Source organism: Bacillus sp. LB7 (assembly GCF_030449715.1).
In the GTDB taxonomy this organism is placed as follows: domain Bacteria; phylum Bacillota; class Bacilli; order Bacillales; family Bacillaceae; genus Bacillus; species Bacillus paralicheniformis.
Genome location: NZ_JASGCA010000018.1, coordinates 1 through 24,477 on the forward strand (window position 1 = coordinate 1; position 24,477 = coordinate 24,477).

At 43.7% G+C, this 24,477-nt stretch carries 23 protein-coding genes, 7 tRNA genes and 1 pseudogene; 27 read left to right on the top strand and 4 right to left on the bottom strand.

What is annotated here, in order from left to right; all coding sequences use genetic code 11:
* Positions 1-245: 245 nt before the first annotated feature.
* The 12 genes from alr to QMZ64_RS18710 all read left to right on the top strand — a co-directional run bounded on the left by alr (position 246) and on the right by QMZ64_RS18710 (position 9,359).
* Positions 246-1,415, top strand: coding sequence for an alanine racemase (alr, locus tag QMZ64_RS18655; RefSeq protein ID WP_265627784.1), 1,170 nt, complete (start codon positions 246-248; stop codon positions 1,413-1,415).
* A 111-nt stretch (positions 1,416-1,526) separates the two neighbouring features.
* Complete coding sequence (locus QMZ64_RS18660) at positions 1,527-1,808, top strand: CopG family ribbon-helix-helix protein (RefSeq protein ID WP_006638778.1); 282 nt, start codon at positions 1,527-1,529, stop codon at positions 1,806-1,808.
* A gap of 4 nt (positions 1,809-1,812) precedes the next feature.
* Positions 1,813-2,163 (top strand): type II toxin-antitoxin system endoribonuclease NdoA, encoded by a 351-nt coding sequence (gene ndoA / locus QMZ64_RS18665; protein ID WP_003179128.1) that lies wholly within the window; start codon positions 1,813-1,815, stop codon positions 2,161-2,163.
* 117 nt (positions 2,164-2,280) lie between these two features.
* Positions 2,281-3,108: an RsbT co-antagonist protein RsbRA gene (locus QMZ64_RS18670; protein WP_243944262.1), complete on the top strand. Its 828-nt coding sequence runs from the start codon at positions 2,281-2,283 to the stop codon at positions 3,106-3,108.
* Positions 3,109-3,111: 3 nt separating this feature from the next.
* The gene (locus QMZ64_RS18675) at positions 3,112-3,477 is read left to right on the top strand and encodes an STAS domain-containing protein (protein WP_243944263.1); all 366 of its coding nucleotides are present in this window, start codon (positions 3,112-3,114) and stop codon (positions 3,475-3,477) included.
* 2 nt (positions 3,478-3,479) lie between these two features.
* Complete coding sequence (locus tag QMZ64_RS18680) at positions 3,480-3,881, top strand: anti-sigma regulatory factor (protein ID WP_009330126.1); 402 nt, start codon at positions 3,480-3,482, stop codon at positions 3,879-3,881.
* 10 nt (positions 3,882-3,891) lie between these two features.
* Positions 3,892-4,899 carry a PP2C family protein-serine/threonine phosphatase gene (locus QMZ64_RS18685; protein ID WP_265627783.1) on the top strand — a complete coding sequence of 336 codons (1,008 nt, stop codon included), beginning with the start codon at positions 3,892-3,894 and terminating at the stop codon, positions 4,897-4,899.
* A gap of 58 nt (positions 4,900-4,957) precedes the next feature.
* Positions 4,958-5,284 (top strand): anti-sigma factor antagonist, encoded by a 327-nt coding sequence (locus QMZ64_RS18690; protein WP_243944265.1) that lies wholly within the window; start codon positions 4,958-4,960, stop codon positions 5,282-5,284.
* Complete coding sequence (rsbW, locus tag QMZ64_RS18695; RefSeq protein ID WP_165426109.1) at positions 5,284-5,766, top strand: anti-sigma B factor RsbW; 483 nt, start codon at positions 5,284-5,286, stop codon at positions 5,764-5,766. The genes QMZ64_RS18690 and rsbW overlap by 1 nt, the downstream gene beginning before the upstream one ends.
* Positions 5,732-6,523, top strand: a complete 792-nt coding sequence (gene sigB / locus QMZ64_RS18700) for an RNA polymerase sigma factor SigB (RefSeq protein WP_023857858.1) — start codon at positions 5,732-5,734, stop codon at positions 6,521-6,523. Before rsbW ends, sigB begins: the two co-directional genes overlap by 35 nt.
* On the top strand, positions 6,520-7,119 hold the full coding sequence (locus QMZ64_RS18705; protein WP_165426110.1) for a PP2C family serine/threonine-protein phosphatase: 600 nt from the start codon (positions 6,520-6,522) through the stop codon (positions 7,117-7,119). Before sigB ends, QMZ64_RS18705 begins: the two co-directional genes overlap by 4 nt.
* Positions 7,120-7,196: 77 nt before the next feature.
* Positions 7,197-9,359, top strand: coding sequence for a Tex family protein (locus QMZ64_RS18710; RefSeq protein ID WP_265627782.1), 2,163 nt, complete (start codon positions 7,197-7,199; stop codon positions 9,357-9,359).
* Positions 9,360-9,400: 41 nt separating this feature from the next.
* On the opposite strand, the gene QMZ64_RS18715 is transcribed toward QMZ64_RS18710, so the two are convergent.
* Positions 9,401-9,958, bottom strand: a complete 558-nt coding sequence (locus QMZ64_RS18715; RefSeq protein ID WP_265627781.1) for a TetR/AcrR family transcriptional regulator — start codon at positions 9,956-9,958, stop codon at positions 9,401-9,403.
* A gap of 153 nt (positions 9,959-10,111) precedes the next feature.
* Here QMZ64_RS18715 and QMZ64_RS18720 point away from each other — a divergent pair, with 153 nt between their 5' ends.
* Together QMZ64_RS18720 and QMZ64_RS18725 are read left to right on the top strand one after the other, a co-directional pair.
* Positions 10,112-10,735: a GNAT family N-acetyltransferase gene (locus tag QMZ64_RS18720; RefSeq protein ID WP_265627780.1), complete on the top strand. Its 624-nt coding sequence runs from the start codon at positions 10,112-10,114 to the stop codon at positions 10,733-10,735.
* Positions 10,736-10,865: 130 nt separating this feature from the next.
* Positions 10,866-13,985, top strand: coding sequence for an MMPL family transporter (locus QMZ64_RS18725; protein WP_301441517.1), 3,120 nt, complete (start codon positions 10,866-10,868; stop codon positions 13,983-13,985).
* 166 nt (positions 13,986-14,151) lie between these two features.
* On the opposite strand, the gene cmpA is transcribed toward QMZ64_RS18725, so the two are convergent.
* Entirely contained in the window at positions 14,152-14,262 is a 111-nt protein-coding gene (gene cmpA / locus QMZ64_RS18730) for a cortex morphogenetic protein CmpA (protein ID WP_023857852.1), read from the bottom strand.
* A 111-nt stretch (positions 14,263-14,373) separates the two neighbouring features.
* On the opposite strand from cmpA, the gene QMZ64_RS18735 reads away from it, so the two are divergent.
* The 11 genes and pseudogenes from QMZ64_RS18735 (at position 14,374) to QMZ64_RS18785 (ending at position 18,475) form a co-directional block, all read left to right on the top strand.
* A complete protein-coding gene (locus QMZ64_RS18735; RefSeq protein WP_165426114.1) occupies positions 14,374-14,835 on the top strand; it encodes a SprT family protein in 462 nt (153 codons plus the stop codon).
* Between the two features lie 115 nt (positions 14,836-14,950).
* Positions 14,951-15,025, top strand: a tRNA-Asn gene (locus QMZ64_RS18740).
* A 2-nt stretch (positions 15,026-15,027) separates the two neighbouring features.
* Positions 15,028-15,118, top strand: a tRNA-Ser gene (locus tag QMZ64_RS18745).
* 28 nt (positions 15,119-15,146) lie between these two features.
* A tRNA-Glu gene (locus QMZ64_RS18750) sits at positions 15,147-15,218 on the top strand.
* A gap of 12 nt (positions 15,219-15,230) precedes the next feature.
* Positions 15,231-15,305, top strand: a tRNA-Gln gene (locus QMZ64_RS18755).
* 8 nt (positions 15,306-15,313) lie between these two features.
* Positions 15,314-15,389 (top strand) — tRNA-Lys (locus QMZ64_RS18760).
* 12 nt (positions 15,390-15,401) lie between these two features.
* Positions 15,402-15,484: transfer RNA gene (locus QMZ64_RS18765), tRNA-Leu, on the top strand.
* A gap of 20 nt (positions 15,485-15,504) precedes the next feature.
* Positions 15,505-15,587: transfer RNA gene (locus QMZ64_RS18770), tRNA-Leu, on the top strand.
* Between the two features lie 578 nt (positions 15,588-16,165).
* On the top strand, positions 16,166-16,666 hold the full coding sequence (locus QMZ64_RS18775) for a hypothetical protein (protein ID WP_265627778.1): 501 nt from the start codon (positions 16,166-16,168) through the stop codon (positions 16,664-16,666).
* Between the two features lie 160 nt (positions 16,667-16,826).
* A pseudogene (locus QMZ64_RS18780) lies at positions 16,827-17,048 on the top strand (MFS transporter); the annotation flags it as partial.
* A 785-nt stretch (positions 17,049-17,833) separates the two neighbouring features.
* On the top strand, positions 17,834-18,475 hold the full coding sequence (locus tag QMZ64_RS18785; protein ID WP_265627777.1) for a glycoside hydrolase family 11 protein: 642 nt from the start codon (positions 17,834-17,836) through the stop codon (positions 18,473-18,475).
* Positions 18,476-19,350: 875 nt separating this feature from the next.
* On the opposite strand, the gene desA is transcribed toward QMZ64_RS18785, so the two are convergent.
* Positions 19,351-20,379: a Delta(5) desaturase DesA gene (gene desA, locus QMZ64_RS18790; RefSeq protein ID WP_265627776.1), complete on the bottom strand. Its 1,029-nt coding sequence runs from the start codon at positions 20,377-20,379 to the stop codon at positions 19,351-19,353.
* Positions 20,380-20,969: 590 nt separating this feature from the next.
* Between desA and cspC the strand changes: the two genes are divergently transcribed.
* Entirely contained in the window at positions 20,970-21,173 is a 204-nt protein-coding gene (gene cspC / locus QMZ64_RS18795) for a cold shock protein CspC (RefSeq protein WP_065643234.1), read from the top strand.
* A gap of 253 nt (positions 21,174-21,426) precedes the next feature.
* Here the strand turns inward: cspC and QMZ64_RS18800 are convergent, their stop codons facing one another.
* Positions 21,427-22,413: a zinc-dependent alcohol dehydrogenase family protein gene (locus QMZ64_RS18800; protein WP_265627775.1), complete on the bottom strand. Its 987-nt coding sequence runs from the start codon at positions 22,411-22,413 to the stop codon at positions 21,427-21,429.
* A gap of 611 nt (positions 22,414-23,024) precedes the next feature.
* Between QMZ64_RS18800 and QMZ64_RS18805 the strand changes: the two genes are divergently transcribed.
* On the top strand, positions 23,025-24,410 hold the full coding sequence (locus QMZ64_RS18805; protein ID WP_265627774.1) for an aminotransferase-like domain-containing protein: 1,386 nt from the start codon (positions 23,025-23,027) through the stop codon (positions 24,408-24,410).
* Positions 24,411-24,477: the final 67 nt, after the last annotated feature.

A 24,477-nucleotide genomic window follows, 5' to 3' on the forward strand; every position in this document is an offset into this window, starting at 1 on the left:
CCCCTTTAGGGTTTGGTCAGTAACAAAGGCTTTCAGCCGCAGAGAAAACCACCCGTTAGCACGGGTGGTTATTATTTATATTTGCGGCGCAAGCGTATGTTTTCGACAGCTTTTCCGTAAAATGTATAGCGTTCCAGCAATTTTTCTCTTGTTCTGGGCAGTTGTTCCCGTACAAAATTTCCCTTTCTCCGAACTTTTTAGTATGATGGGAAGGACGATTGAAACAAGGAACAGGAAGTGTCATGATGAGCTTAAAACCATTCTATAGAAAGACATGGGCCGAAATCGATTTAACGGCTTTAAAAGAAAACGTGCGTAATATGAAACGGCACATCGGTGAGCATGTCCACTTGATGGCCGTCGTTAAAGCGAATGCCTACGGACACGGGGATGCACAGGTAGCGAAGGCGGCTCTTGCAGAAGGGGCGTCCATTCTTGCTGTGGCTTTACTGGATGAAGCGCTTTCGCTGAGAGCGAAGGGGATTGAAGAACCGATTCTTGTCCTCGGTGCAGTGCCGCCCGAATATGCTGGCATTGCCGCGGAAAAGCGCATTACTGTGACGGGCTACTCCGCCGGCTGGCTGAAAGACGTGCTCGGTTTTCTCGGTGAGACTGAAGCTGCTCTTGAATATCATTTGAAGATCGACACGGGCATGGGCCGCCTTGGCTGCAAAACGGAAGAAGAGATCCAAGAAATGATGGAGATGTCCGAATCGAGCGATAAACTCAATTGTACGGGCGTGTTCACTCATTTCGCGACGGCGGACGAAAAGGACACCGATTATTTCGACTTGCAGCTTGACCGCTTTAAAGAACTGATCAGCCCTCTCCCGCTTGACCGTTTAATGGTGCATTCGTCGAACAGCGCCGCGGGTCTGCGCTTCAGGGAACAGCTCTTTAATGCCGTCCGCTTCGGCATCGGCATGTACGGTTTGGCGCCGTCAACCGAAATAAAAGACGAGCTGCCGTTCCGTCTGCGGGAAGTGTTTTCGCTTCATACCGAACTCACCCATGTGAAAAAAATCAAAAAAGGCGAGAGTGTCAGCTACGGGGCGACATATACGGCCAAGCGCGACGAATGGATCGGGACAGTCCCTGTCGGGTATGCTGACGGATGGCTGAGGCGTCTGGCCGGAACGGAAGTGCTGATCGACGGAAAACGCCAAAAAATAGCAGGGAGAATCTGCATGGACCAGTTTATGATTTCCCTCGCCGAAGAATACCCTGTCGGCACAAAGGTTACCTTGATCGGGAAGCAAAAAGACGAATGGATTTCGGTCGACGAAATCGCCCAACATTTGCAGACGATCAATTATGAAATTACCTGTATGATAAGTTCAAGGGTGCCCCGTATGTTTTTGGAAAATGGGAGTATAATGGAAATGAGGAATCCGATCTTGCCTGATCAATCCTGAAAATTGATGAATTAGCGGAAAAACAACTTTGCTTGCGAAAAGAATAATGATATCATTATGGATGGAATGGATAGAGTGTTGTATCCGTAAGTTTGGTGGAGGTGTATGTTTTTGTCTGAATCCAGCGCTACAACTGAAATATTGATTCGCTTGCCAGAAGCTTTAGTATCAGAACTGGATGGTGTCGTCATGCAAGATAACGGGAGCAGAAATGAACTGATTTACCAAGCCACAAAAATGTATTTGCGCGAGCGCAAAAATCGACAAATTCGGGAATCGATGAGACGCGGTTATATGGAGATGGCCAAGATTAATTTGAACATCTCTTCTGAGGCTCAATTTGCAGAGTATGAGGCTGAAAACACAGTAGAGCGCTTAGTAAGCGGAGGATAATCATTTGATTGTTAAACGCGGCGATGTTTATTTTGCTGACCTATCTCCTGTTGTTGGCTCAGAACAAGGCGGGGTGCGCCCGGTTTTAGTGATTCAAAACAACATCGGCAATCGCTTCAGCCCAACTGCTATTGTTGCAGCCATAACAGCCCAAATACAGAAAGCAAAATTACCTACCCACGTCGAAATTGATGCGAAACGCTACGGTTTTGAAAGAGATTCCGTTATATTGCTCGAACAAATTCGGACGATTGACAAGCAAAGATTAACGGACAAAATCACTCATCTCGATGATGAAATGATGGAAAAGGTCAACGAAGCCTTACAAATCAGTTTGGCACTCATTGATTTTTAATATGAATGAAAGTTGCTCGAGGCGAAAGAGCAACTTTTTTTGTGTTCAAAAATAACAAACGATATAATGGAACTGTTAGTCCAAAAAATGTTATGAGATGTAGTTAGGGGGATGAACATGTCGAATCAAGCAGTGTTAAAATTTATCTCGGAACACCAAAATGTACTGGCCGGGAATTTGGCTGATATTCTGAAAGACTTAAACAGCAACATGACAAACGTGAAGCTGACTGAACACATGTACGAGACGATCAGCAATGAATACATTCATATCCTCATGAATGAGTCCGGAGACGGGAATGAAAAATCGATCGACACCATCTACCAGTTTTCTTCAAAAGCCGTACAGCTCGGCGTTCCGCTGAAGCTTCTGTCGTCGGGATTATCAGCTTTTTGGAAGCACCTGTACTATGAAATGAACAAGGACGTCCCGGAAGATCAGCAGTGCTATGATCTGATTTGGGAAATCGATAAATTTATCGAACCGATCAACAGCGAAATCTTGAATCAGTATGCGATCTCCTGGGAGAAAACCGTCGCTCTTCAAAAGGTCGCATTACAGGAGCTCTCGGCGCCGCTGATCCCGGTTTTTGAAAATATTACGGTGATGCCTCTCGTCGGCACGATCGACACGGATCGGGCCAAAAAGATTATGGAAAACCTGTTGAGCGGCGTCGTCAAACACCGGTCTGAAGTCGTCCTCATTGATATTACGGGCGTGCCTGTCGTCGATACGATGGTCGCACACCACATCATGCAGGCTTCCGAAGCCGTCAGACTGGTCGGCGCTAAATGCCTGCTCGTCGGAATCCGCCCGGAAATCGCGCAGACGATTGTGAATTTGGGAATCGATTTAACTCAGGTTATTACAAAAAATACCCTGCAAAAAGGAATCCAAACCGCATTGGAAATGACAGACAGAAAAATCGTTTCATTGGAGGAATAATCTTTGAGGGTACCTAACATTCCAATTTTGAAGTTATATAACTGTTTATTGGTATCCATTCAAGTGGAGCTCGATGACCAAACCGCTCTGAAATTTCAAGAGGACCTGCTGAACAAAATATATGAAACCGGTTCGAACGGAGTGGTGATCGATCTGACTTCGGTGGACATCATCGATTCATTCATCGCCAAAGTACTTGGCGATGTTATTACAATGTCAAAACTGATGGGCGCCAAAGTCGTTCTGACTGGCATCCAGCCGGCTGTTGCGGTGACATTGATTGAACTCGGCATTTCTTTGGACGAGATCGAGACGGCGCTCGATCTCGAAAAGGGGCTCGAGACATTGCAGCGGGAATTGGAGGAATAATTATGGCAGACCAATCCTGTGTAAAGATTTTGACAGAATGGGACATAGTGGCCGCCAGACAGCTCGGGCGAAATGTCGCAAAAGAACTGGGGTTCGGCACAGTGGACCAGGCCAGAATCACAACAGCCATCTCAGAGCTGGCGCGTAATATTTATTTGTATGCCGGAAAAGGCCGAATCTGCATCGAACAGGTTCAGGAAGAAGGAAAAAAGGGGTTGAAAATCGTAGCGGAGGATGAGGGGCCGGGAATCGCTGACATCAAAAAAGTGATGGAAGACGGTTTTTCAACCTCAGGCGGTCTCGGAGCGGGCCTGCCGGGAGTAAAGCGTCTGATGGACCAATTTGAATTGCATTCGGACGCGGAAAACGGAACGGATATACAAGCCATAAAGTGGCTGCGGTAGGAGGGAAGGAATGGATTTCAGGGAAGTGATTGAGCAGCGCTATCGACAGCTGCTTAGCCGATATATATCTGAATTAACAGAGACATCCCTTTATCAGGGACAGAAATTCAGCAGAAAAACGATTGAACATCAAGTGCCGCCGGAAGAGATTATCAGCATACACCGAAAAGTTCTGTCTGAATTATATCCGGATCTTCCGGACCATGTGTTCCATTCTCTCGATTTTTTAATTGAAGTGATGATTGGATACGGTTTGGCCTATCAAGAACATCAGACATTAAGAGGAATTCAGCAGGAAATTAAATCGGAAATCGAAATTGCCGCGAATGTCCAGCAAACGCTGCTCGAGACGACGATTCCGAAAGTTGAAGCGCTCGAAATCGGGGCGGTCAGTTTTCCGGCTAAGCAAATGAGCGGTGATTATTATCATTTTGTGCGGGACAAGGAATCGATTAACATCGCCATTGCAGATGTGATCGGAAAAGGAATACCGGCCGCGTTATGCATGTCGATGATCAAATATGCAATGGACTCTTTGCCGGATTCGGGCACGTCTCCTTCACAGGTGCTGAAAAACCTGAACAGGGTCGTCGAACAAAATGTGGACCCTAGCATGTTTATTACAATGTTTTATGGCAATTATCATCTTCAAAAACACCTATTTACGTTTTCATCTGCCGGTCATGAACCTGGCTTTTATTATTCTTGCAGGGAAAATAAATTTTACGATTTAAACGCAAAGGGCCTCGTTCTTGGCATTTCATCACAATACGACTATGAGCAGTACGAGCAAAAACTGGATATTGGCGATATGATCGTTCTTTTTTCAGATGGTGTAACCGAATGCCGGACAGACAGCGGATTTTTGGAGCGGTCTGACTTGCAGAACCTGATTACTTTACATATGGAGAAACCGGCTCAGCAAATGATTGACTGTATATACGAACATCTGCTCAAGCTTCAGGATTTTCAGCTTCATGACGATTTTACTCTCATTGTTTTCAAAAGAAAGGTTTAAAGTTTCTCTTCGCTGGGTAATAAACCAGTAGCTCATTAAGAGAACCAGAGGTGATATTGTGAATTTGGCAGTTGATATGAAAAAAAATGACCATGTGATAGAAGTAAAAGTGGCGGGCGAAATTGACGTGCATACGGCCCCGGCTTTGCGGGATAAGCTGATGCCGCTCGCGGAAGAAGGAAAAGATCTCAAAGTTTCTCTGAAAGATGTTTCATATATGGACAGTACAGGGCTGGGTGTATTTGTCGGCATTTACAAAGCGGTAAACAGAACTGGGGGTTCTTTAGTGCTTGAAAATCTGTCAGAGCGTTTGATCCGTTTGTTTGATATTACAGGCTTAAAGGACATCATCGATATTTCTGGAAAGTCAGAGGGTGGATTATAATGAAGAGAGCAGCTGATTACATTGAAATGAAGTCACCTGCCAAACCTGAATACGTAGGAATCATTCGTTTAACCTTGTCGGGGATCGCAAGCAAGATGGGGTATTCTTATGATGACATCGAAGATTTGAAAATTGCGGTCAGCGAAGCGTGCACAAACGCTGTGCAGCATGCTTATAAAGCAGATAAAACAGGAGAGGTCTCCGTCAGATTCGGCGTGTTTGAAGACCGCCTCGAAATCATCGTCGCAGATCAGGGAGACAGTTTTGATATTCAGGATAAACAGAAAGGGCTGGGGCCATATTCCCCTGAGCATACGGTAGATCAATTGTCAGAAGGAGGGCTCGGTTTATATTTAATGGAGACGCTCATGGATGAAGTGCGTGTCCAGATTGATTCAGGCGTAACCGTCTCGATGACAAAGTTCTTAAACAGGGAGCGAGTTGATGATGGCACAACCGTCCAAAACTACGAAACTAACTAAAACCGAAGTCGACACGCTGATCAAAAAATATCAGGATAGCCAGGATGAAGACGCTCAGCTGACCCTTGTTCAGACTTATAAAAATCTGGTGGAAACACTCGCCAAAAAATATTCAAAGGGAAAAAGCTTTCATGAAGATTTATGCCAGGTTGGGATGCTCGGATTGCTTGGAGCCATCAAACGCTATGATCCCGATGTGGGAAAATCGTTTGAAGCGTTTGCGATTCCGACCATTATCGGAGAAATCAAACGGTTTCTCCGTGATAAAACCTGGAGCGTCCACGTCCCGAGAAGGATCAAGGAGCTCGGGCCGAGAATTAAAATGGCGGTGGATCATTTAACGAATGAAACGCAAAGGTCCCCAAAAGTCGATGAGATTGCCGAGTTTCTTGACGTCACAGAAGAAGAAGTGCTGGAAACGATGGAGATGGGCAAAAGCTATCAGGCGCTTTCCGTCGATCACAGCATTGAAGCGGATGCAGACGGCAGCACGGTGACGATCCTCGACATCGTCGGCTCGCAGGAGGAAGGCTATGAAAAGGTGAACCAAAAGCTGATGCTTGAAAGTGTCTTGCACGTACTGTCCGACCGCGAAAAGCAAATCATTGAGCTGACATACATTCAAAACAAAAGCCAAAAAGAAACCGGTGACATGCTGGGCATATCGCAAATGCACGTCTCACGGCTGCAGCGCAAAGCTGTCAAAAAGCTGCGGGAAGCTTTGGCTGAAGATCCGTTTATGGAGCTTAAACCATGATTTGGACTGAGTCGAATGAACATATGCAAGCGCTTGTTTATCAGCTTCCTAAAGAAGGAAAAGCCGTCTGCGGAGACAGTTTTTATTTCCATGCGACTGACGAAACCATGGTGTGCGCGCTGGCCGACGGGCTAGGCAGCGGTGCGATGGCACAAGAATCTTCCGCGGTCATCAGCGAAGTTGTCGAAGCGCACGGTCATGAAGAAGTCGCAAGCTTGATGGAACGGTGCAATCAAGAGCTGAAACATAAACGCGGCGCAACTGTGGCGATTTTAAAAGCCGATTTTCGAACAAGAACGATCGCTTACAGCTCTGTAGGCAATATCCGCTTTATCTTGTACGCTCCTTCGGACAAATATATCCACCCTCTCCCTGTGACGGGATACATGTCGGGAAAACCGCAAACATACAAAACATTCACCTACACGTATGAAAAAGGATCAAGATTCATCATTTATTCAGACGGATTGGAGGTACCCGCCCTCCGGTCTTATTTAAAACAGCACCACACACCTGGAGATATATCGAATCAGCTTGAATCATACACACTAATGGGAAAAGACGATCTCACCTATATCATCGGACAGCTTTTTTAAAGAAGCTGCCCTTTGATATAGGTGTTTTTCTGTTTCTTTTGGTACACTAAGAAGACAACATTCTTTTGGAGGCTACAATGGATACTTTAGCGTTAATCGTCAAACAAATCGCAAAAGAAACAGGGCTTGCGCCAAAGCATGTCGAGAGTGTCATTCAATTGTTAGAGGACGGCAACACCGTTCCCTTTATCGCGAGATACCGCAAAGAACAAACGGGCTCCATGGATGAAGTCCAAATTCAAACACTCTCCGAACGCTGGGGATACATCCAGCATTTAAATCAGCGGAAAGACGAAGTCATCCGGCTGATCGACGAACAGGGTAAGCTGACAGGACAGCTGAAGCTCGATATAGAAAAAGCGGACAAGCTCCAGGAAGTTGAAGACTTATACAGACCATTTAAACAAAAACGAAAAACAAAGGCGACGATCGCCAAAAGCAAAGGCCTTGAACCTTTGGCTGATTTCATCATCTCGCTCCCGCGCAACGAAGACGTAACAGCCGAAGCACGCAAATACATAAATGAAGAAAAGGAAGTCATGAGCGCCGAAGAAGCGCTTGAAGGAGCGAAAAACATACTGGCGGAACGGATCTCAGACGAACCGGAATACAGAAAGTGGATCCGGCAGGAGACTTTTAAAAGAGGAACGCTGAAATCCGCGGCGAAAGACGCCGAAGCGGATGAGAAGAAAATCTATGAAATGTATTATGAATATGAAGAGCCGATTCAAAAAATCGTTCCTCACCGCGTGCTTGCGGTTAACCGCGGCGAAAAAGAAGAGATTTTGAGAGTGTCGGTCGAGCCGCCGGCAGACCGCATTCAAGCTTACTTGGAAAAACGGATTTTACAACACAAGCAAACAAGTGCTGAAGATGTGCTGAAAAGCGCAATCGAAGACGGCTATAAGCGCCTGATTCAGCCGTCCATCGAAAGAGAAATCAGAAAAGAATTGACGGAAAAGGCGGAAGATCAAGCGATTCACATTTTTGCCGAGAATCTGCGCAAATTGCTGCTGCAGCCGCCGATGAAAGGAAAGCTCGTTCTCGGCGTCGACCCGGCATTCCGCACGGGCTGCAAGCTTGCAGTTGTCGATGAGACGGGAAAGATGCTCCAGATTGATGTCATATACCCGCACCCTCCCGTCAATAAAAAAAGCGCGGCCATTGAAAAAGTGAAACGCATCATCAAAGACTTTCAAATTGAGGTCATCGCCATCGGGAACGGAACGGCATCAAGAGAGACGGAACAATTTATCGCCGATCTTTTGAAGGACATCGACAGAAAGGTGTACTATTTGATCGTCAATGAAGCGGGAGCCAGCGTCTACTCGGCATCAGAGCTTGCGAGGGAAGAATTCCCGGATTTGCAGGTTGAAGAACGGAGCGCCGTGTCGATCGCACGCAGACTCCAGGACCCGCTCGCCGAACTCGTCAAAATCGATCCCAAGTCGGTCGGTGTCGGCCAGTACCAGCACGATGTCAGCCAGAAAAAACTAAACGATTCGCTCCGCTTCGTGGTGGAAACCGTCGTCAACCAAGTCGGCGTCAACGTGAATACGGCGTCAGCCGCGCTCTTGCAATATGTAGCCGGACTATCGAAAACAGTCGCGGCCAACATCGTCAAAAAGCGGGATGAAATCGGAAAATTCACGAGCCGGAAAGAGCTGAAAGACATTCCGCGCCTGGGCGCGAAAACGTATGAGCAATGCATCGGCTTTTTAAGGGTGCCTGACGGCGGTGAACCGCTCGACCGCACGGGCATCCACCCTGAGAGCTATAAAGAGACGAGAGAGCTTCTGAAAAAGCTCGGCCTGTCAACAGCCGAAATCGGCACAAGAGAGCTTCAGGATAAAATCAATGAATTGAATATTTCTGAAGCAGCTGAACAGCTTGGAATCGGGGAAATCACCCTGAAAGACATATGCGCCCAGCTGACAAGGCCTGAGCGCGATCCGAGGGATGAAGTCCCTAAGCCGCTCTTAAAAACCGATGTGCTTCAATTGGAGGACTTGAAAGAAGGGATGGAGCTGCAAGGGACAGTGCGGAACGTCGTTGACTTCGGGGCATTTGTCGACATCGGCGTGAAACAGGACGGGCTCGTCCACATTTCCAAGCTCAGCCATTCCTTCGTCAAGCATCCGCTTGACGTGGTGTCGGTCGGGGACATCGTGACCGTATGGGTGGAAGATGTCGACGCTGCAAAAGGAAGGGTATCCTTATCAATGGTGAGGGATCGATAGTCCAGCTTGCCGGAGCTTTGTTTCTCCGGCGGGCTGATCTTTTATACACCGATTTTTAACAGAATGCGGTGGACGACGCCTGCCACATGAGCCGGCGTCTGAACCATCCCTTCATTGATCCATTCCTCCAAAACGCCGACCACTCCCGAGACGACAAACGATATTTCCATTTCATCACATGTAACCTCGTTTTCCGATTGCTCTATCATGCTCAATTCTTCGAAAATTTTTCTCTGGAAAAAGTCTTTAAATTTATTGATGGTCAAAATGTTTCCTTTCGGTTTCGTCAATAAAGTGAAGATCGCAGCGTTTTGATAAATATATTCGGTCGTTTTTTCGATGAAGGTGAGCAAATTGTGCGGATCTTCGCTCGGAAAATAATCATCGTAAAATCTCCCCAGCTGATCAAACAATTCATTTTCTATTTGTTCATACAAGTCAAAAATATCTTTATAATGAAGATAAAAGGTTCCGCGTCCTAAATCCGCGCGCCTCGATAAATCGGAAACGGTGATTTTATTGATTTCTTTCTCATGGAGCAGCTTTAAAAAAGCCACTTTTATCGCTCTTTTCGTCTTGATTGATCTTCTGTCCTCCATCGTTTTGCCCTCCGTTTATAGACAAATTTTCAAGTGTTGTTCATTAATGAACAGCTCAATCACGATTGCCGATTGAACATCGCTTTTGCTTCAAATTATAATGAACATGTGTTTATTAATCAATAGCTGTTCATATTTTTGAGGAGGTTTTCAATGATTCAATATCGTCTGGCTTCAGCTGATCATTTGGACGAGGTGGCACAATTGTTTCATGAGTATTTTGACAACTATCCGTTTATGGAGATGCTTGTAAGACCCGAAAAGAAAAACCCCGAATTCTTTTATGAACTGCATAAAGTCATCACTCAGGCATATATCAATAGGCAGGGGTGTTTTATCGGTGTTGTAAAAGGTGAAATCGTCACCGCGGCCCTCTTAAAACATCGGGATGATCCAGACGTTGGGGTGATGGATTATATATCAGCCGGAGGAATAAAGTTATTCGTTAAAGGGGGTCTTTCCGCGGTATGGAATATGGTGAATGTGGCGGAAGAGGCCAAAAGATCGTACAAGGCCATCAAAGAGCAGAAATGGTATTTGGAGGTGTTGGGGGTCTCCCGCTTCCATCAGGGCAAAAGTTTCGGCAGCAAGATGATCAATGACTGCCTGATCCCTTTCATACGAAGAAACGGAGGCGGAATCCTGACTTTAATCACCAACACGAATTTAAATCGATCGTTTTACAAAAAGAATGGATTCGATGAATTTAGTGCATTTCCCCTTAAGCGGTTCGGCCGTGAAATAGGAAATTGGAGTTTTAAAAGAACGATTTACTAATGTATTAGAAAGCCGCGACGGCTTTCTTGTTGATCAGCAAAACACGAAGGTTTTGTCTGACGGCAGCAATCAGCCGTCTTTTTTTAAAATGAAAAACCCGCACAGCTCATAGAGGAGGAATAAAACGTCAATGAGAAAGATTATAAAGGCGAGATGGATCATTGCGGCGCTCTGGCTTGCAATGGCCGCCGTCTTATTCATCACGGCGCCCGATATGGGGCAATTAACAAAGGAGAAGGGCCAGATAGCGGTCCCTGAAGGCTATCCGTCTTCTTACGCGAACAAGCTTCTCGAACAAATGTCAAAAGACGGGGATACGGACAAATCGGTTGTCGTCGTATTTCAGGACAAACAGCTCCTGCCGAATCGGGAAGCAGCTTTAAAAAAAGCGATCACCATTTTAGAAAAGGATTCCTCCCTCCACGTCTCAGATATCACATCATACTTTGACGCGGATGAGGATATTCAAAAGCAGCTGTTGTCAAAGGATCGAACGACGCTGCTTGTACCTGTCACATTTGATGCAAACAAAATCAGTGCGGCCGATTTTAAAGCAAAAGTAAATGAAAAGCTTAAAACTTTAAACCTTGACTACGAGATGACCGGGCAGCCGCTCATTGATGATGATGTTATAACAAGCTCACAGGAAGGCCTGAAGAAGACCGAATATATTACGGTCGGTTTTATTTTAATCGTATTGATTCTCGTCTTCCGTTCTGCGGTTGCGCCTTTTGTTCCGCTTTTGGCGGTCGCGCTTTCCTACCTTGTGAGCCAGTCCGTCGTCGCCTATCTTGTCGAATACGCTGATTTTCCGCTGTCCACGTTTACGCAAATCTTCATGGTGGCGATCATGTTCGGAATCGGGACGGATTACTGCATTCTTCTTTTGAGCCGTTTTAAGGAAGAGCTTGCCCACGGGAAAGACAAGATTGAAGCTATCCTGACAACGTATAAAACGGCGGGGAAAACCGTTCTGTTCAGCGGATTCGCCGTTTTGATCGGTTTTACTTGCATCGGCTTCGCTGAATTCCAGCTTTACAAGTCTGCGGTCGCAGTAGCGGTTGGTGTCGCGGTCTTGATTTTGGCGCTTCTGACGATCGTGCCGTTTTTCATGGCTGTTTTGGGAAAAGTGCTGTTTTGGCCCGTCAGAGGAAATGTCGGGCATCCGCAGTCAAAGCTATGGGAAACCGCCGGCCGTTTCGCCTTCAGTAAGCCGCTGATCAGCCTGTTGATCGTAGCGGCCGTAGCAGTTCCGCCGATCTTAATGTATAAAGGAACACTTTCCTATAACAGCCTTGACGAAATCGGAGATCAATACGAATCCGTCAGCGCTTTTAACACCATCTCCGACAAGTTCGGGCCGGGGGAATCTTTGCCGGTCACGGTCGTGCTCAAAACATCGGATGCGCTCGATACCAATGACGGGCTGATCGCGATTGAAAAAATCAGCCGCGCCATTGAACAGACAAACGGCGTCAGCAAAGTCCGCAGTGCGACCCGTCCGGTCGGAAAAGGGCTGAGCGACCTGTACGTCAAAACACAGGCGAATGAGCTGAATAATGGGCTTGAGAGCGGCAATAAAGGTCTGAAAAAGATCAAAGACGGGCTCGCTGAGGCGAGCAAGTCGATCGCGGATCAGAAGCCGCAAATCGAAGCGTCCGGAAAAGGAATCAACCAGCTGATCAAAGGAACCGAATCGATCCAAGCCGGCATCAGCGACGTTGAAGCCAATATGAGAAAGCTGAAGGACGGTACAGACAAAAGCAAACAAGGCGTCGCTCAGGCGAAAAAAGAAATTCAAACTGCGAAAAAACAGCTGACGGCGCAGGTCGAGCAATTAAATGAACAAATCGAAAGTTACAAAGAAATATCGAAAATCTTGAAAGCGGCGTTGTCTCAAGCCGAAAATGCCCAAGGCATAACGGCTGACGTGCAAAAGATGATCGAGCAGACAAATCAACATTTCAAAAATCTTGAAAGCGAAATTCCCGAAGTGAAGGAGAATCCTTCTTATTTAGCGATCAAAGGCTCTTACACAGAGCTTGCATCGGCAATCAAGCAGGGATCACAGAAAGCGGCCGTTTACACGAAACAGGCGGCAAACGCGAAAAAGCAGCTTGAAGCAGCAGACGTATTTATCGCAAAAGCGCAGGAAGAGCAAAAAGTGTACACAAGCAAAATCGATGCTCTGATCAACGGCCTCGGCCAAATCGAAAAAGGGCTTGAAGAGACATCGAAGGGGCAGGGACAGCTCGCCGATTCGCTGCCTAAGCTCGAATCAGGCGCGGGTGATGTCGCCGAAGGCCAAAGGAAGATGAAGGAAAAAGTCGGAGAATTCGCCGGCCAGCTCGATCAATTAACAAAAGGTTTGAATTCAAGCGTGGACGGCCTCGAAAAAATTTCAAGCGGTCTGATGGGGGCAGGCGACTACCTGGATCAGCTGAAAAACGCATCAGATCAAGAAATGTCCGGCTGGTTTGTCCCTAAAGAAGTCCTGAAAAACAAGCAATTTCAGCAGGTGTTTAATTCCTATATGTCAGACGATCGCCATATCACGACGATCGATGTGATATTGGAAGACAATCCGTACGGAAACGGAGCGATTGTCAATGTCAAAGACATTGAAGCGTCCGTAAAACGGGCTCTTCCCGACACGCATTTGAAAGATGCATCGTTTGGCGTCGGCGGCGTTTCCAGCATCAACGCCGATCTGAAGCAGCTGTCAGACCAGGATTTCAGCAATACGGTGATCTATATGATGATCGGTATCTTCCTGATCCTCGTCCTGCTGTTCCGTTCTATTGTCATGCCGGTGTATTTGGTCGGATCGTTGATCTTGACGTACTTTGCGTCCATCGGTGTAACCGAGTTCATTTTCACGGCGTTTTTCGGCTATCCCGGCCTCAACTGGGCGGTGCCTTTCTTTGGATTCGTGATTTTAATGGCGCTTGGTGTGGACTATTCGATCTTCCTGATGGAACGCTTTAACGAATATCGCGGAACGGATATTAAAACGGCGATGACGGAATCGATGAAAAATATGGGGTCCGTTATTATTTCAGCCGCTGTCATCTTGGCGGGAACCTTTGCGGCGATGCTGCCGTCCGGCGTTTTATCGCTTCTGCAAATCGCCACCCTTGTATTGACGGGGCTCTTGCTGTACGCATTCGTCATGCTGCCGCTGTTCGTCCCTGTGATGGTTCGGATCTTCGGCTCAGCCAACTGGTTTCCGTTTAAAAGAAAAGAATAAACGGCTCGTCCTTCCGCGGAAGAATCATTCGCCCATGCTCCCCGAAATCGGGCTGTCAGCTCCATTTGGGGAGTAACGGGCGCCATTGTGTGAGATGATAAAAGGACCGGTGAAGATGATGAGGAAACAGAAGAATGACCATTCGGGCTCCGATGAACACTGTCTATCAGCAGTGTTTTTTTCTGTAAAAATACCAGCACTGATTCAGCAATTTAATCTGGTAATGATCTTTTTCATAAAAAGCTCTCTGCATCTGGCTTTTGAGCCAATTCGGCATTGCTCATCCCTCCTCAGGCTCTTATCATAAGAGTATGGGTGTCGTGTATTAGTTTATGCCGCCCGGAATTTGTCCTGTTCAATGTTTTTAAAAATGAGGTGGACCGAAGCAATGGACGAACAACAACTGCAGCAGCTGACAGAACAGCTTTCGCTCACATACTTTAAAAAACCGTTCCGGCACCGCGCTTACTTCAACAGCCGCCTGAAAACGACCGGAGGCAGGTATTTGCTGAATTCCCACAATATCGAGCTGAATAAAAAATACCTGACAGAGCACGGGCAAAAAGAGCTTGAAGGCATCATCAAGCATGAATTGTGCCATTACCACCTCCATCTGGAAGGGAAAGGCTACAAGCACCGTGACAAGGATTTTAGAACGCTATTAAAGGAAGTCGGTGCGCCGCGATTCTGCACGCCGCTCGCAGGAGAGAAAAAGCCGCAAAGAAAAGTACGCACATACAAGTGCGACGCATGCGGACAAACGTTTCTCAGAAAGCGGAAAATGGATACAAGCCGTTATGTTTGCGGTAAGTGCGGAGGGAAAATAAAAGAAATCATAAAAAAGGGTTGACTGATCAGGCTTGTCTATGATAAATTATAAAAGCCGTCGCAAGACGAGCCATAAAGACAATTGTTCTTCTTGACACATTTTGTCGACATATTTATAATAAAATGAGTCTGATCATTCCACAGTAGCTCAGTGGTAGAGCTATCGGCTGTTAACCGATCGGTCGCAGGTTCGAATCCTGCCTGTGGAGCCAATGGAGAAGTACTCAAGTGGCTGAAGAGGCGCCCCTGCTAAGGGTGTAGGTCGCGTAAGCGGCGCGAGGGTTCAAATCCCTCCTTCTCCGCCATTAGGAAAATATGATGCTGACTTCATATGGCCCGTTGGTCAAGTGGTTAAGACACCGCCCTTTCACGGCGGTAACACGGGTTCGAATCCCGTACGGGTCATTTCTCATATGTTGGGCTATAGCCAAGCGGTAAGGCAACGGACTTTGACTCCGTCATGCGTTGGTTCGAATCCAGCTAGCCCAGCCATTATATTTGAGCCATTAGCTCAGTTGGTAGAGCATCTGACTTTTAATCAGAGGGTCGAAGGTTCGAGTCCTTCATGGCTCACCATTGTTTTTTCACGCGGGTGTGGCGGAATTGGCAGACGCGCTAGACTTAGGATCTAGTGTCTTTACGGCGTGGGGGTTCGAGTCCCTTCACCCGCACTTTAAAAACAACATATCATGCGGTCGTGGCGGAATGGCAGACGCGCTAGGTTGAGGGCCTAGTGGGGGCAACCCCGTGGAGGTTCAAGTCCTCTCGGCCGCATCATAGGAATACCAAGGGTTTTGACGCCCTTGGTATTTTTTTTGTTTCTTTTTCATTTATTTTTTTACTACTACACATTTACTCCAGTTACTTAAACAATTGACGCTAGAGAGCCACTAGGTGCTTTATTTGTCCACCTATTCCCTAACGCCAAATTCTAAAAATTGGTTCAAAAGATCGAGCAAGAAATGAGAAGGTAGACCAAATGCTTTGCTTTTTTGTGTTTATGGCCTCTACCGTTGAGATTTTAACTATGTTATTTTGATAAAAGGTCGGATAGTTTTAAGGAGGAACAAAATGGGGAAATTCTCAACTAAACTTTTAAAAGCTTGGCTCGCAATTCCTAGATGGTTCAGAATGTTTATATTAAGTGCTATTACTATATATGTTTTATGGTCATTTTTTATTGATGGAATAAAAAATATATTTAGATTGGATGTCTCATCCTTAGTTATAAGTCTAATAGCATCAGGAATAATCTTGATTATTTTTAATAAAGGACCTGTTAAAAAATAGGATATTATATTTACAAACATTCCCTAGTATGATATAAAAATAATGGAAGGGGGGGATAATATATGAAAAAAAGTAAATTTGTAAAAGGTACAATGCTGACTTTAGCGTCTGTTACCATGCTTTCTTGTTTAGCTCCTAGTGTAAGTGCAGCTTCTACTACAGCGCAGACACAACAAAGAAATATCACCCAGACTGTTAGCTATCCAACTGTAGGACAACTATCTCAAAAAGAAATTCATATGTTTTTAAATAATGGCGCTCATTATAATCCTAAATCATCAAAGAGTTTCCATACTCAGCATTGGGCTTCGGCGTTAGCCAAAAAATTAGCTGTACAAGCACTCCGTAAATCAGGTACATACTTGGAAAAGCCGTTAGCTAAAGTGATTGGTAAAAAATATGCCAAAAAGGCGAAAAACGGTTTTTATAAAGTAGCAAATTACATTGAAAAAGTTCAAAATGTTCAAGAAAAAGGAATTGCTGCAATTTTTATAAAAGCCGGACTTCCACCTGATGTGGCATATGAGACTGCAAAATGGCTTGTTCTATTTTTTGGATTATAATAATAATAAAAAGCAGGCGTACGCCTGCTTTTAAACTAATTTTTTCTTCGCGAAACACTTCGAAGTTTTCTTCAAAATTAACTTTTTTCCCGTTATTTTTTAATGTGAAAATAGCGATTTATTCTTCTTGCTATCAGAATATTTCCTAATGACTTTCAAGATAAGTGGGACTGCACTGATTGTTGATTCAACTGAAACGGCCACACGGGCGAAAACTCAAGGTACGGTGGATGTTCTGATTGTGTTGTCAGGAGCTGCTGGCGGAGCATTGTCCGGAATGATTGTGGCAGGTTCAAGTTATCTAACATTATCACTTATCGGAGGGATTTTATCCTTATTACTCATTCCTGTGGTGGCATGGTCTCGAGAAGATAAAAGGTAAGCCAGGTTGTTTTATGAAAACAGTAAATCCGGGTCCCAACCCAATTCGGGAGTTCAAGACAAAATGGCTGACATGTGGTATGGCATGTACAGCAATAGAGATCGAGTTGCATAACGGAAGATAAACAAATGGTCTAAATCATATATTTTTTCCGAAAAAACGGATATTTCTCGCGACCATTTTGCGCCCAAAGTGTAGGTGAAATGATGCAAATGAGTGTAATACACAGCAATGTTGAAATGAGAAGCGGACTGGAAACATGGCTCCACTTTATTGAGGGAAACCCCGTGGAGGTTCAAGTCCTCTCGGCCGCATACCAGAAATACCAAGGGTTTTGACGCCCTTGGTATTTTTTTTGTTTCTTTTTCATTTATTTTTTTACTCCACATTTACTCCAGTTACTGTAAGTCATCTAAACGGTCAGCAGTCTCTTTTTGTTTGTTTGGGAAAAGGCGCCCGTAACTTCACAATCCCTAATGTATATCTCCTTCATACGAAATGGTTCGAATGGGAATTAACCGCAGATATTACTCCATCAGATTTAGAAACAAGAATTGTGATTCCGCGAAAAGAGGATAAGGCTATGGTGTTACAAGAACACTTTTAATGTGAATTTTTAGGTCTTTGTAATTAATTTACAGATATTATTAATATTCACTCATCAATTCGTGATATTATATTGAAGGGGACGGTCAAAGGCTTTGGCGTTGCAATTAATAATGTTTTAAATATATAGGAGTGCTACCTCATGTCAAAGTCAGAAAAATATTAATAGGAGGTAACATATGTTTAAGTTTAAAAGGAATTTCTTAGTTGGATTAACGGCAGCTTTAATGAGTATTAGCTTGTTTTCGGCAACCGCCTCTGCAGCTAGCCCAGACTACTGGCAAAATTGGACTGATGGCGGCGGAACAGTCAACGCTGTCAATGGGCCTGGAGGGAATTACAGTGTTAATTGGTCTAATACCGGAAATTTCGTTGTTGGTAAAGGTTGGACTACAGGTTCGCCATCTAGGACAATAAACTATAATGCCGGAGTTTGGGCGCCGAATGGCAATGGATATTTGGCTTTATATGGTTGGACCAGATCACCTCTCATAGAATATTATGTAGTGGATTCATGGGGTACTTATAGACCTACTGGAACGTATAAAGGTACTGTATACAGTGATGGGGGTACATATGACATATATACAACTACACGTTATAACGCACCTTCCATTGATGGCGACAAAACTACTTTCACGCAGTACTGGAGTGTTCGCCAGACGAAGAGACCAACTGGAAGCAACGCTAAAATCACTTTCAGCAATCATGTTAAAGCATGGAAGAGTCATGGAATGAATCTGGGTAGTAATTGGTCTTACCAAGTTTTAGCGACAGAGGGTTATCAAAGTAGTGGAAGTTCTAACGTAACAGTGTGGTAACAGATCATCTTTAATCAGGGGTAGCGGCTGCTGAACGTTTCCTTGAGAGATTTTATCATCATTGTTATTGTGATTTACTAAGAGGCGACGGTCTTTTAGATGGAATTCCAATATATTCCTCATGGTGAGGAGAACGATCGTTTAGGCCTTGATAGGAAAACACCCGATGATGAAAAGGATAAAGGGAAAGAAACAAAGTCAAAGAATTTGAACGGATTTAAATTTTAAAGCAGGCATAGGCCTGCTTTATTTTAATGCGTGATTTTTGGGTATATTCCATCTGATTTGTACCCTAAAATTATTTCCTCAGTTGCTTCAGTCGTAAAGTGAAGTATTCCTTTTATTTCGGCTAATTATTATCTAAAATCTTCTTTAGATGGGTTTATTTTTTTCATAGCAACATCAAGTGTGTCGAATTTTGAAATTTGTTCTTCTGGAAAACCATGTGTTAAGAGAACTAAATTTCTTCTTTTAAAGTCAGGTGCTAGGTGTTCGTGTAAAGAAGTAATAGCATTTCTCATTAAGGTTACGCGCGGTACTGTTTTTTATTCCGGTATTAAGCGCGCTGGCAATTTGCCCTTCTAAAGTTCCCCAAGCCAATTCTTCATATGTCAGAAGATCATTTAAAGCAGGTTTTACATACTTAGCAAATCTTAGTTCAAGAGATTTTCTTGCCCGTTTTCCTTAAATACCTTCTATCATTCTTAAAAACAATGAAATTTATGTAAAAATATACAGTGAAAACAAGCTTTCACAAATCGTGATAAGCTTCCACTTTATTGAGGGTCTAGTGGATGAATAACCCGTGGAGGTTCAAGTCCTCTCGTCCGCATACCAATAATATCAAGGCTTATCATCAATGATGGGAAGTTTATTTAATCCGTTCTTAGGTGCGCTGATATTTGGCTTTTAGAAGTTTTTTTTAAGTGGCTAAAACCGACAAATTTTTTGCTGTCTTCATCCCATAGACGGAACTTTAACGACTTTAGACTTGTTGCAAGTGTAATGGTCGGAACGTTTTGCAATGGTTTAATGTTGTTATGCACTTCTTCAAGCTTATAGTTTGGGACTCTCGGGCTTAAATGATGGACATGATGGAAACCGATGTTGCCTGTTAGCCATTGCATGACTTTTGGAAGCTTATAAAAAGAGCTTCCTTCAACTGCTGCTTTTACATATTCCCAATGCTCATCTTTTTCAAAATAAGAATCCTCAAACGTATGCTGAATATAAAACATCCAAATTCCGAGAGATCCCGATATCATAAAAATTGGCGCTTGAACCAGCAGGAAGTTTTGCCAGCCGATAGCCCAGCATAAAAGTGCTGTCAACGCGACGATTCCCAGGTTCGTTACATACGTATTCATCCGTTCTTTGCGTTTTGCCCCTTTACGATTAAAACGATTGGTTATCCCGAAGACGTAAATCGGCCCAATCATAAACATAACAAACGGATTTCTGTACAAACGGTACATGATTTTTGTCTTAGTTGAGGCTTCCTTATATTCTTCAACGGTCAGTACCCAGATATCACCAGTACCGCGTTTGTCCAGGTTGCTGCTTGTTGCATGGTGGACAGAATGGTCGCGTCCCCAGTGATCAAAAGGATGCAAAGTCAGAATTCCTGTAATTGTTCCAAGGATTCGATTCGCCTTTTTGTTTTTAAAAAAGGAATAGTGGCAGCAATCATGAAAGATGATGAAAGTTCTCACTAAAAAACCTGCCGCAACGAGAGAAATCGCTAGTGTAAGGAAATAAGAAATCGACAAGCTTTTATATGCCAAACACCATAACAGGAAAAATGGTACCAATGTGTTAATGATTTGAGAAATACTATTTTGTAAATCGGACTTTTCAAAAGGTGTAATCAGTTTTCTCAAAGTCTTTAGGTTTTGGTCATTCATTTTTTAAAGTTTCCCCTCCTATGATGATCTAGAAAACGTTTTATTGCCTTTGAAGTCCCTGCGTCATCCACCATATATAACAAGTATCTTTCCTATTCTTCTGTAAAATTATTGGAAATGAGAAGCTGATTTCCAGCTCGATTAAATGTTTATTAGCAGAGCCAGCCGGGATACAAAGGCGTATGAAAATTATACCCGGCTCTTTATCGGGCCAAACGCTCTCCGTGCTCCCCTAGAGAATCGGTTTATTTAGTCCGTGAGCATTGATTGTTTGAGGACAAACATTACAAGTAAGGTTTGAAGACACTCTGATTCATTCACGGTGTTTTTAAACGATGGTTATTAGACCTGTTATAAATTCAATGCAGAATGATTGAGACTCCGCTTCTGCATAAATAACCATATTTAGTTAATAATGCCATGTTTAAAACAAAAATATGAATTGCAATTATTTCCGTTTCCTGCTATGATAAAGAAGAATTATTTTTGTTCGGTGTAAAGGATAGTATGAATATTGACTTTTCGTCTTGATGATACTTTGGGCAAGGATAGTAATACAATGTGCGATTACGCACTAGGAGGCAACAAAAATGGAACAAGGTACAGTGAAATGGTTTAATGCAGAAAAAGGTTTTGGATTTATCGAACGTGAAGATGGAGACGATGTATTCGTACACTTTTCTGCAATCCAAAGTGACGGATTCAAATCATTAGACGAAGGTCAAAAAGTAACATTTGACGTTGAGCAAGGTCCTCGCGGAGCTCAAGCTGCTAACGTTCAAAAAACTGCTTAATCTTCAATCATTTATACAAACAGGCTCTTTATATAGGGCCTGTTTTTTTATGTTCTCTGTATAATGCTTAACAAAAAACCCTACTCAACGTTCGAGTAGGGAGGTGGTAAAAGGTAATAGAAAAAGATTTAACGCTTCAAAGGTTGTTTACAGTATAACATAATGGATTGACAATATGCGGAATGTATATCAATTATTTATTTTTCTTTTCGAATACAACGACTTCCTATTCTTTCTTTTGGTTACATCTCCTTCATGCAAACTTCAACAGTATTTTCCCATTCAAACCCGGCTGTTCATAATGCTTCAAGGCATCATAAAAATCTCCAAAATCATATATTTTTTCTGGGGCATTGATGACCATTCTTCCGCTCTCAACAAGCTTAATTACCTCCGAGAAGCGATTGCGATATTCAGAAACGGAATGTCTCTCGTTCCAAAGTCTTAAGGCGAATAATTGCGGTGACACATGGTATACTTCGTGAAGCTTTCTCCAATCGTTTGGTATACCTGACAACAGACCATAACTGACAAACGTCCCTTCAGGTTTTAACGCCCTCGCCAGCAGTTCGCCGCTTTCTCCTCCCACAGAGTCAATTGCATGGTCAACACCGATGTCGCAAGCATCAGAAATCTGTTCATATATAGAACCGTTGGAAGCGTCGATAACTCTCCATGCCCCAAGTTTTCGAAGTTTCTCTATCTTGCGGCTGTTTCTTGTAATGACAATTAAACGGAATCCCAGTATAGTAGAAATTTGCGCAAACAAACCTGCTATAGATGTACCTCCGCCATTCATTAACACAATTTCATTCGGTTGAACACGCAATGATTCCGTACAAATTAGCCAGGCTGTTAATGGATTGATATACAGTTGACTGGCGTCGTGATCACTTATTGATGGAGGCAGCTCTATTGCATAATCAGCTTTTGTGGTTACATATTGTTGCCAAGTTCCCTCTCCTCTTACAGGGAGAACCCTTTTTCCAATCAGTGATGGTGATACATCTTTGCCCTGATCGATAACAATTCCCACACCATCATATCCTGCAACAGCCGGCAGCTTAATTCTATGAGAATAGGCTCCTCTAATTGGAAGCAAATCTGAAGGATTAATTGGACTGGCAATCATTTTGACAAGAATTTCATTTGGCTGAAGAGGAAGCTTTTCTCCGGTATATAGCTGTAATTTTTGAAGCGGATCTCCAAATTCCTTATATATTAATGAAACATTAGTCATGATTTGTTATTGGCTCCTTAGGTTAATACTTCTATAAATAAACTTGCACTCTTTTGAGATTATGTCAATATTGTCTTTGTTTTTAGCTCCTAGTGTAAGTGCAGCTTCTACTACAGCGCAGACACAACAAAGAAATATCACCCAGACTGTTAGCTATCCATCTGTAGGACAACTATCTCGAAAAGAAATTCATATGTTTTTAAATAATGGCGCTCATTATAATCCTAAATCATCAAAGAGTTTCCATACTCAGCTATTGAAGAAACAATTGATACCTTGGAAAAAATAAAAGTCTGGGGAAAAAGAAGTCTGGTATTTCTAATTTGGATGTTGAAGACTTAGAAAAAATAATGAGATTACCTGATGGAATAAAATGTGCAACAAAACAAGTGTGTTATTATCCGGGAGATCGAGGGGTTGAATTCGATTTAGTACCTATGATGAACAAATTTGAAATGCCATTAATCGCCTATGCCCCATAATGTTTTACTCCAACTTACTTCAAGTCGTCGTCTAACTAGTCCGCCATTTCTTTCCGATTCAGAATATAAATGATAATTGTTTTATAAACACCACAACCATATAATAGAGTGAAAAAAGGATGGCGTATCATGCCGATCAATTCTTTTGAAAACTATCCGATGAGCTGGAAGCCATCGATTGATAAAACTGAAAAGCCCATTTACAAAGCACTTGCAAGGCAATTGGAGCAGGATATCGTAAACGGAGTTTTATTGCCTGGAACAAAACTTCCTCCTCAGCGGGAACTGGCTGATTATTTGGATTTAAATTTGAGTACCATTTCAAAGGTGTTTAAAGTGTGTGAGTTAAAGGGATTGTTAAGTGCAACTGTTGGGAGCGGCACATTTGTATCGTATGATGCGTTATCGAATGCGTATTTACTTGAGGATACAAAGCCAAAGCTCATTGAAATGGGCGCAACACTGCCGGATCATGCTTCTTACGAGCCGCTCATGCTCCATTTGAGCAGTATGCTGCAAGAGACAGATTATGAAAAATGGTTTGGTTATGGCCGGGCGGGCGAAAGCCTTTGGCAAAAGGACGCGGCTGTAAAGCTAATCCGAAGAGGCGGTTTTGAAACTACTGTTGATCACATTTTATTTGCAAATGGGGGACAAAATGCGATCGCTGCCGCGTTGGCGGGTCTTTGTAAGCCTGGAGACCGCATTGGTGTTGATCATCATACATATCCCGGATTAAAAACTGTTGCATCGATGCTAAGTGTGCAAATCGTACCGATAAAATCCGAGAACGGTGAAATGAAGCCGGAGTCACTTGAATATGCTTATAAAAATGAAAACATTGCAGGCGTTTATTTGATCCCGGATTATCATAATCCGACAGCGTCCTTTATGTCTGTAGAGAATCGAAAGATCATTGCAGAAATTGCAAAGAAGTATAATCTGTTTGTTATTGAAGATGCATCGTATCATCTTCTTGGCAAAAATCCACTTCCAGCACTTGCATCATTCGCGCCGGAACAGGTTATCCATATCGCAAGTTTGTCTAAATCATTGGCACCGGGGCTGCGACTGGCGTATGTTGCAGTGCCGTGTCAATTTAAGGAGCCGGTTTCGAGGGCGCTTTATAATTTAAATATAACCGTTTCTCCGCTATTAGCAGAACTTGCTGCGCGCACGATTGTATCAAATCAATTTGAAGTCTTAATTGAGGGGCATCGTGAACAAACGATTCGCAGAAACCAAATCGTAAATCGATACTTTGCGGACTATACGTGTTTAGGTGTTGAAACAGGCATCTTTCGGTGGTTGTTGTTACCGGGGGGAATTACAGGTGCTGAATTTGAAAAATTAGCTGCGGAACATGGTGTGCAAGTTTATGCGGCTGAACGCTTCGTCGTTGGAAATAGTTGTCCGGAAAAGGCGGTAAGGGTTTCCGTATGTGCACCAGAAACGCTCGAAGAGCTTGAAAAAGGATTAATCATCCTTAGGCGCTTGCTAAATGATCTTGCCTAATATTGTTCGCCATACAATTGCAATATTGTATGGTTTTTTTGCGCGTGTTATGATGATTCAAATCTAG

What these genes read in the sequence shown, in the direction of transcription:
- alr (WP_265627784.1), top strand. Translation starts at nt 246, where the DNA reads ATGAGCTTAAAACCATTCTATAGAAAGACATGGGCCGAAATCGATTTA.
- QMZ64_RS18670 (WP_243944262.1), top strand. Translation starts at nt 2,281, where the DNA reads ATGTCGAATCAAGCAGTGTTAAAATTTATCTCGGAACACCAAAATGTA.
- QMZ64_RS18680 (WP_009330126.1), top strand. Translation starts at nt 3,480, where the DNA reads ATGGCAGACCAATCCTGTGTAAAGATTTTGACAGAATGGGACATAGTG.
- QMZ64_RS18685 (WP_265627783.1), top strand. Translation starts at nt 3,892, where the DNA reads ATGGATTTCAGGGAAGTGATTGAGCAGCGCTATCGACAGCTGCTTAGC.
- rsbW (WP_165426109.1), top strand. Translation starts at nt 5,284, where the DNA reads ATGAAGAGAGCAGCTGATTACATTGAAATGAAGTCACCTGCCAAACCT.
- sigB (WP_023857858.1), top strand. Translation starts at nt 5,732, where the DNA reads ATGGCACAACCGTCCAAAACTACGAAACTAACTAAAACCGAAGTCGAC.
- QMZ64_RS18705 (WP_165426110.1), top strand. Translation starts at nt 6,520, where the DNA reads ATGATTTGGACTGAGTCGAATGAACATATGCAAGCGCTTGTTTATCAG.
- QMZ64_RS18710 (WP_265627782.1), top strand. Translation starts at nt 7,197, where the DNA reads ATGGATACTTTAGCGTTAATCGTCAAACAAATCGCAAAAGAAACAGGG.
- QMZ64_RS18715 (WP_265627781.1), bottom strand. Translation starts at nt 9,958, where the DNA reads ATGGAGGACAGAAGATCAATCAAGACGAAAAGAGCGATAAAAGTGGCT.
- QMZ64_RS18720 (WP_265627780.1), top strand. Translation starts at nt 10,112, where the DNA reads ATGATTCAATATCGTCTGGCTTCAGCTGATCATTTGGACGAGGTGGCA.
- QMZ64_RS18725 (WP_301441517.1), top strand. Translation starts at nt 10,866, where the DNA reads ATGAGAAAGATTATAAAGGCGAGATGGATCATTGCGGCGCTCTGGCTT.
- cmpA (WP_023857852.1), bottom strand. Translation starts at nt 14,262, where the DNA reads ATGCCGAATTGGCTCAAAAGCCAGATGCAGAGAGCTTTTTATGAAAAA.
- QMZ64_RS18735 (WP_165426114.1), top strand. Translation starts at nt 14,374, where the DNA reads ATGGACGAACAACAACTGCAGCAGCTGACAGAACAGCTTTCGCTCACA.
- QMZ64_RS18775 (WP_265627778.1), top strand. Translation starts at nt 16,166, where the DNA reads ATGAAAAAAAGTAAATTTGTAAAAGGTACAATGCTGACTTTAGCGTCT.
- QMZ64_RS18785 (WP_265627777.1), top strand. Translation starts at nt 17,834, where the DNA reads ATGTTTAAGTTTAAAAGGAATTTCTTAGTTGGATTAACGGCAGCTTTA.
- desA (WP_265627776.1), bottom strand. Translation starts at nt 20,379, where the DNA reads ATGAATGACCAAAACCTAAAGACTTTGAGAAAACTGATTACACCTTTT.
- cspC (WP_065643234.1), top strand. Translation starts at nt 20,970, where the DNA reads ATGGAACAAGGTACAGTGAAATGGTTTAATGCAGAAAAAGGTTTTGGA.
- QMZ64_RS18800 (WP_265627775.1), bottom strand. Translation starts at nt 22,413, where the DNA reads ATGACTAATGTTTCATTAATATATAAGGAATTTGGAGATCCGCTTCAA.
- QMZ64_RS18805 (WP_265627774.1), top strand. Translation starts at nt 23,025, where the DNA reads ATGCCGATCAATTCTTTTGAAAACTATCCGATGAGCTGGAAGCCATCG.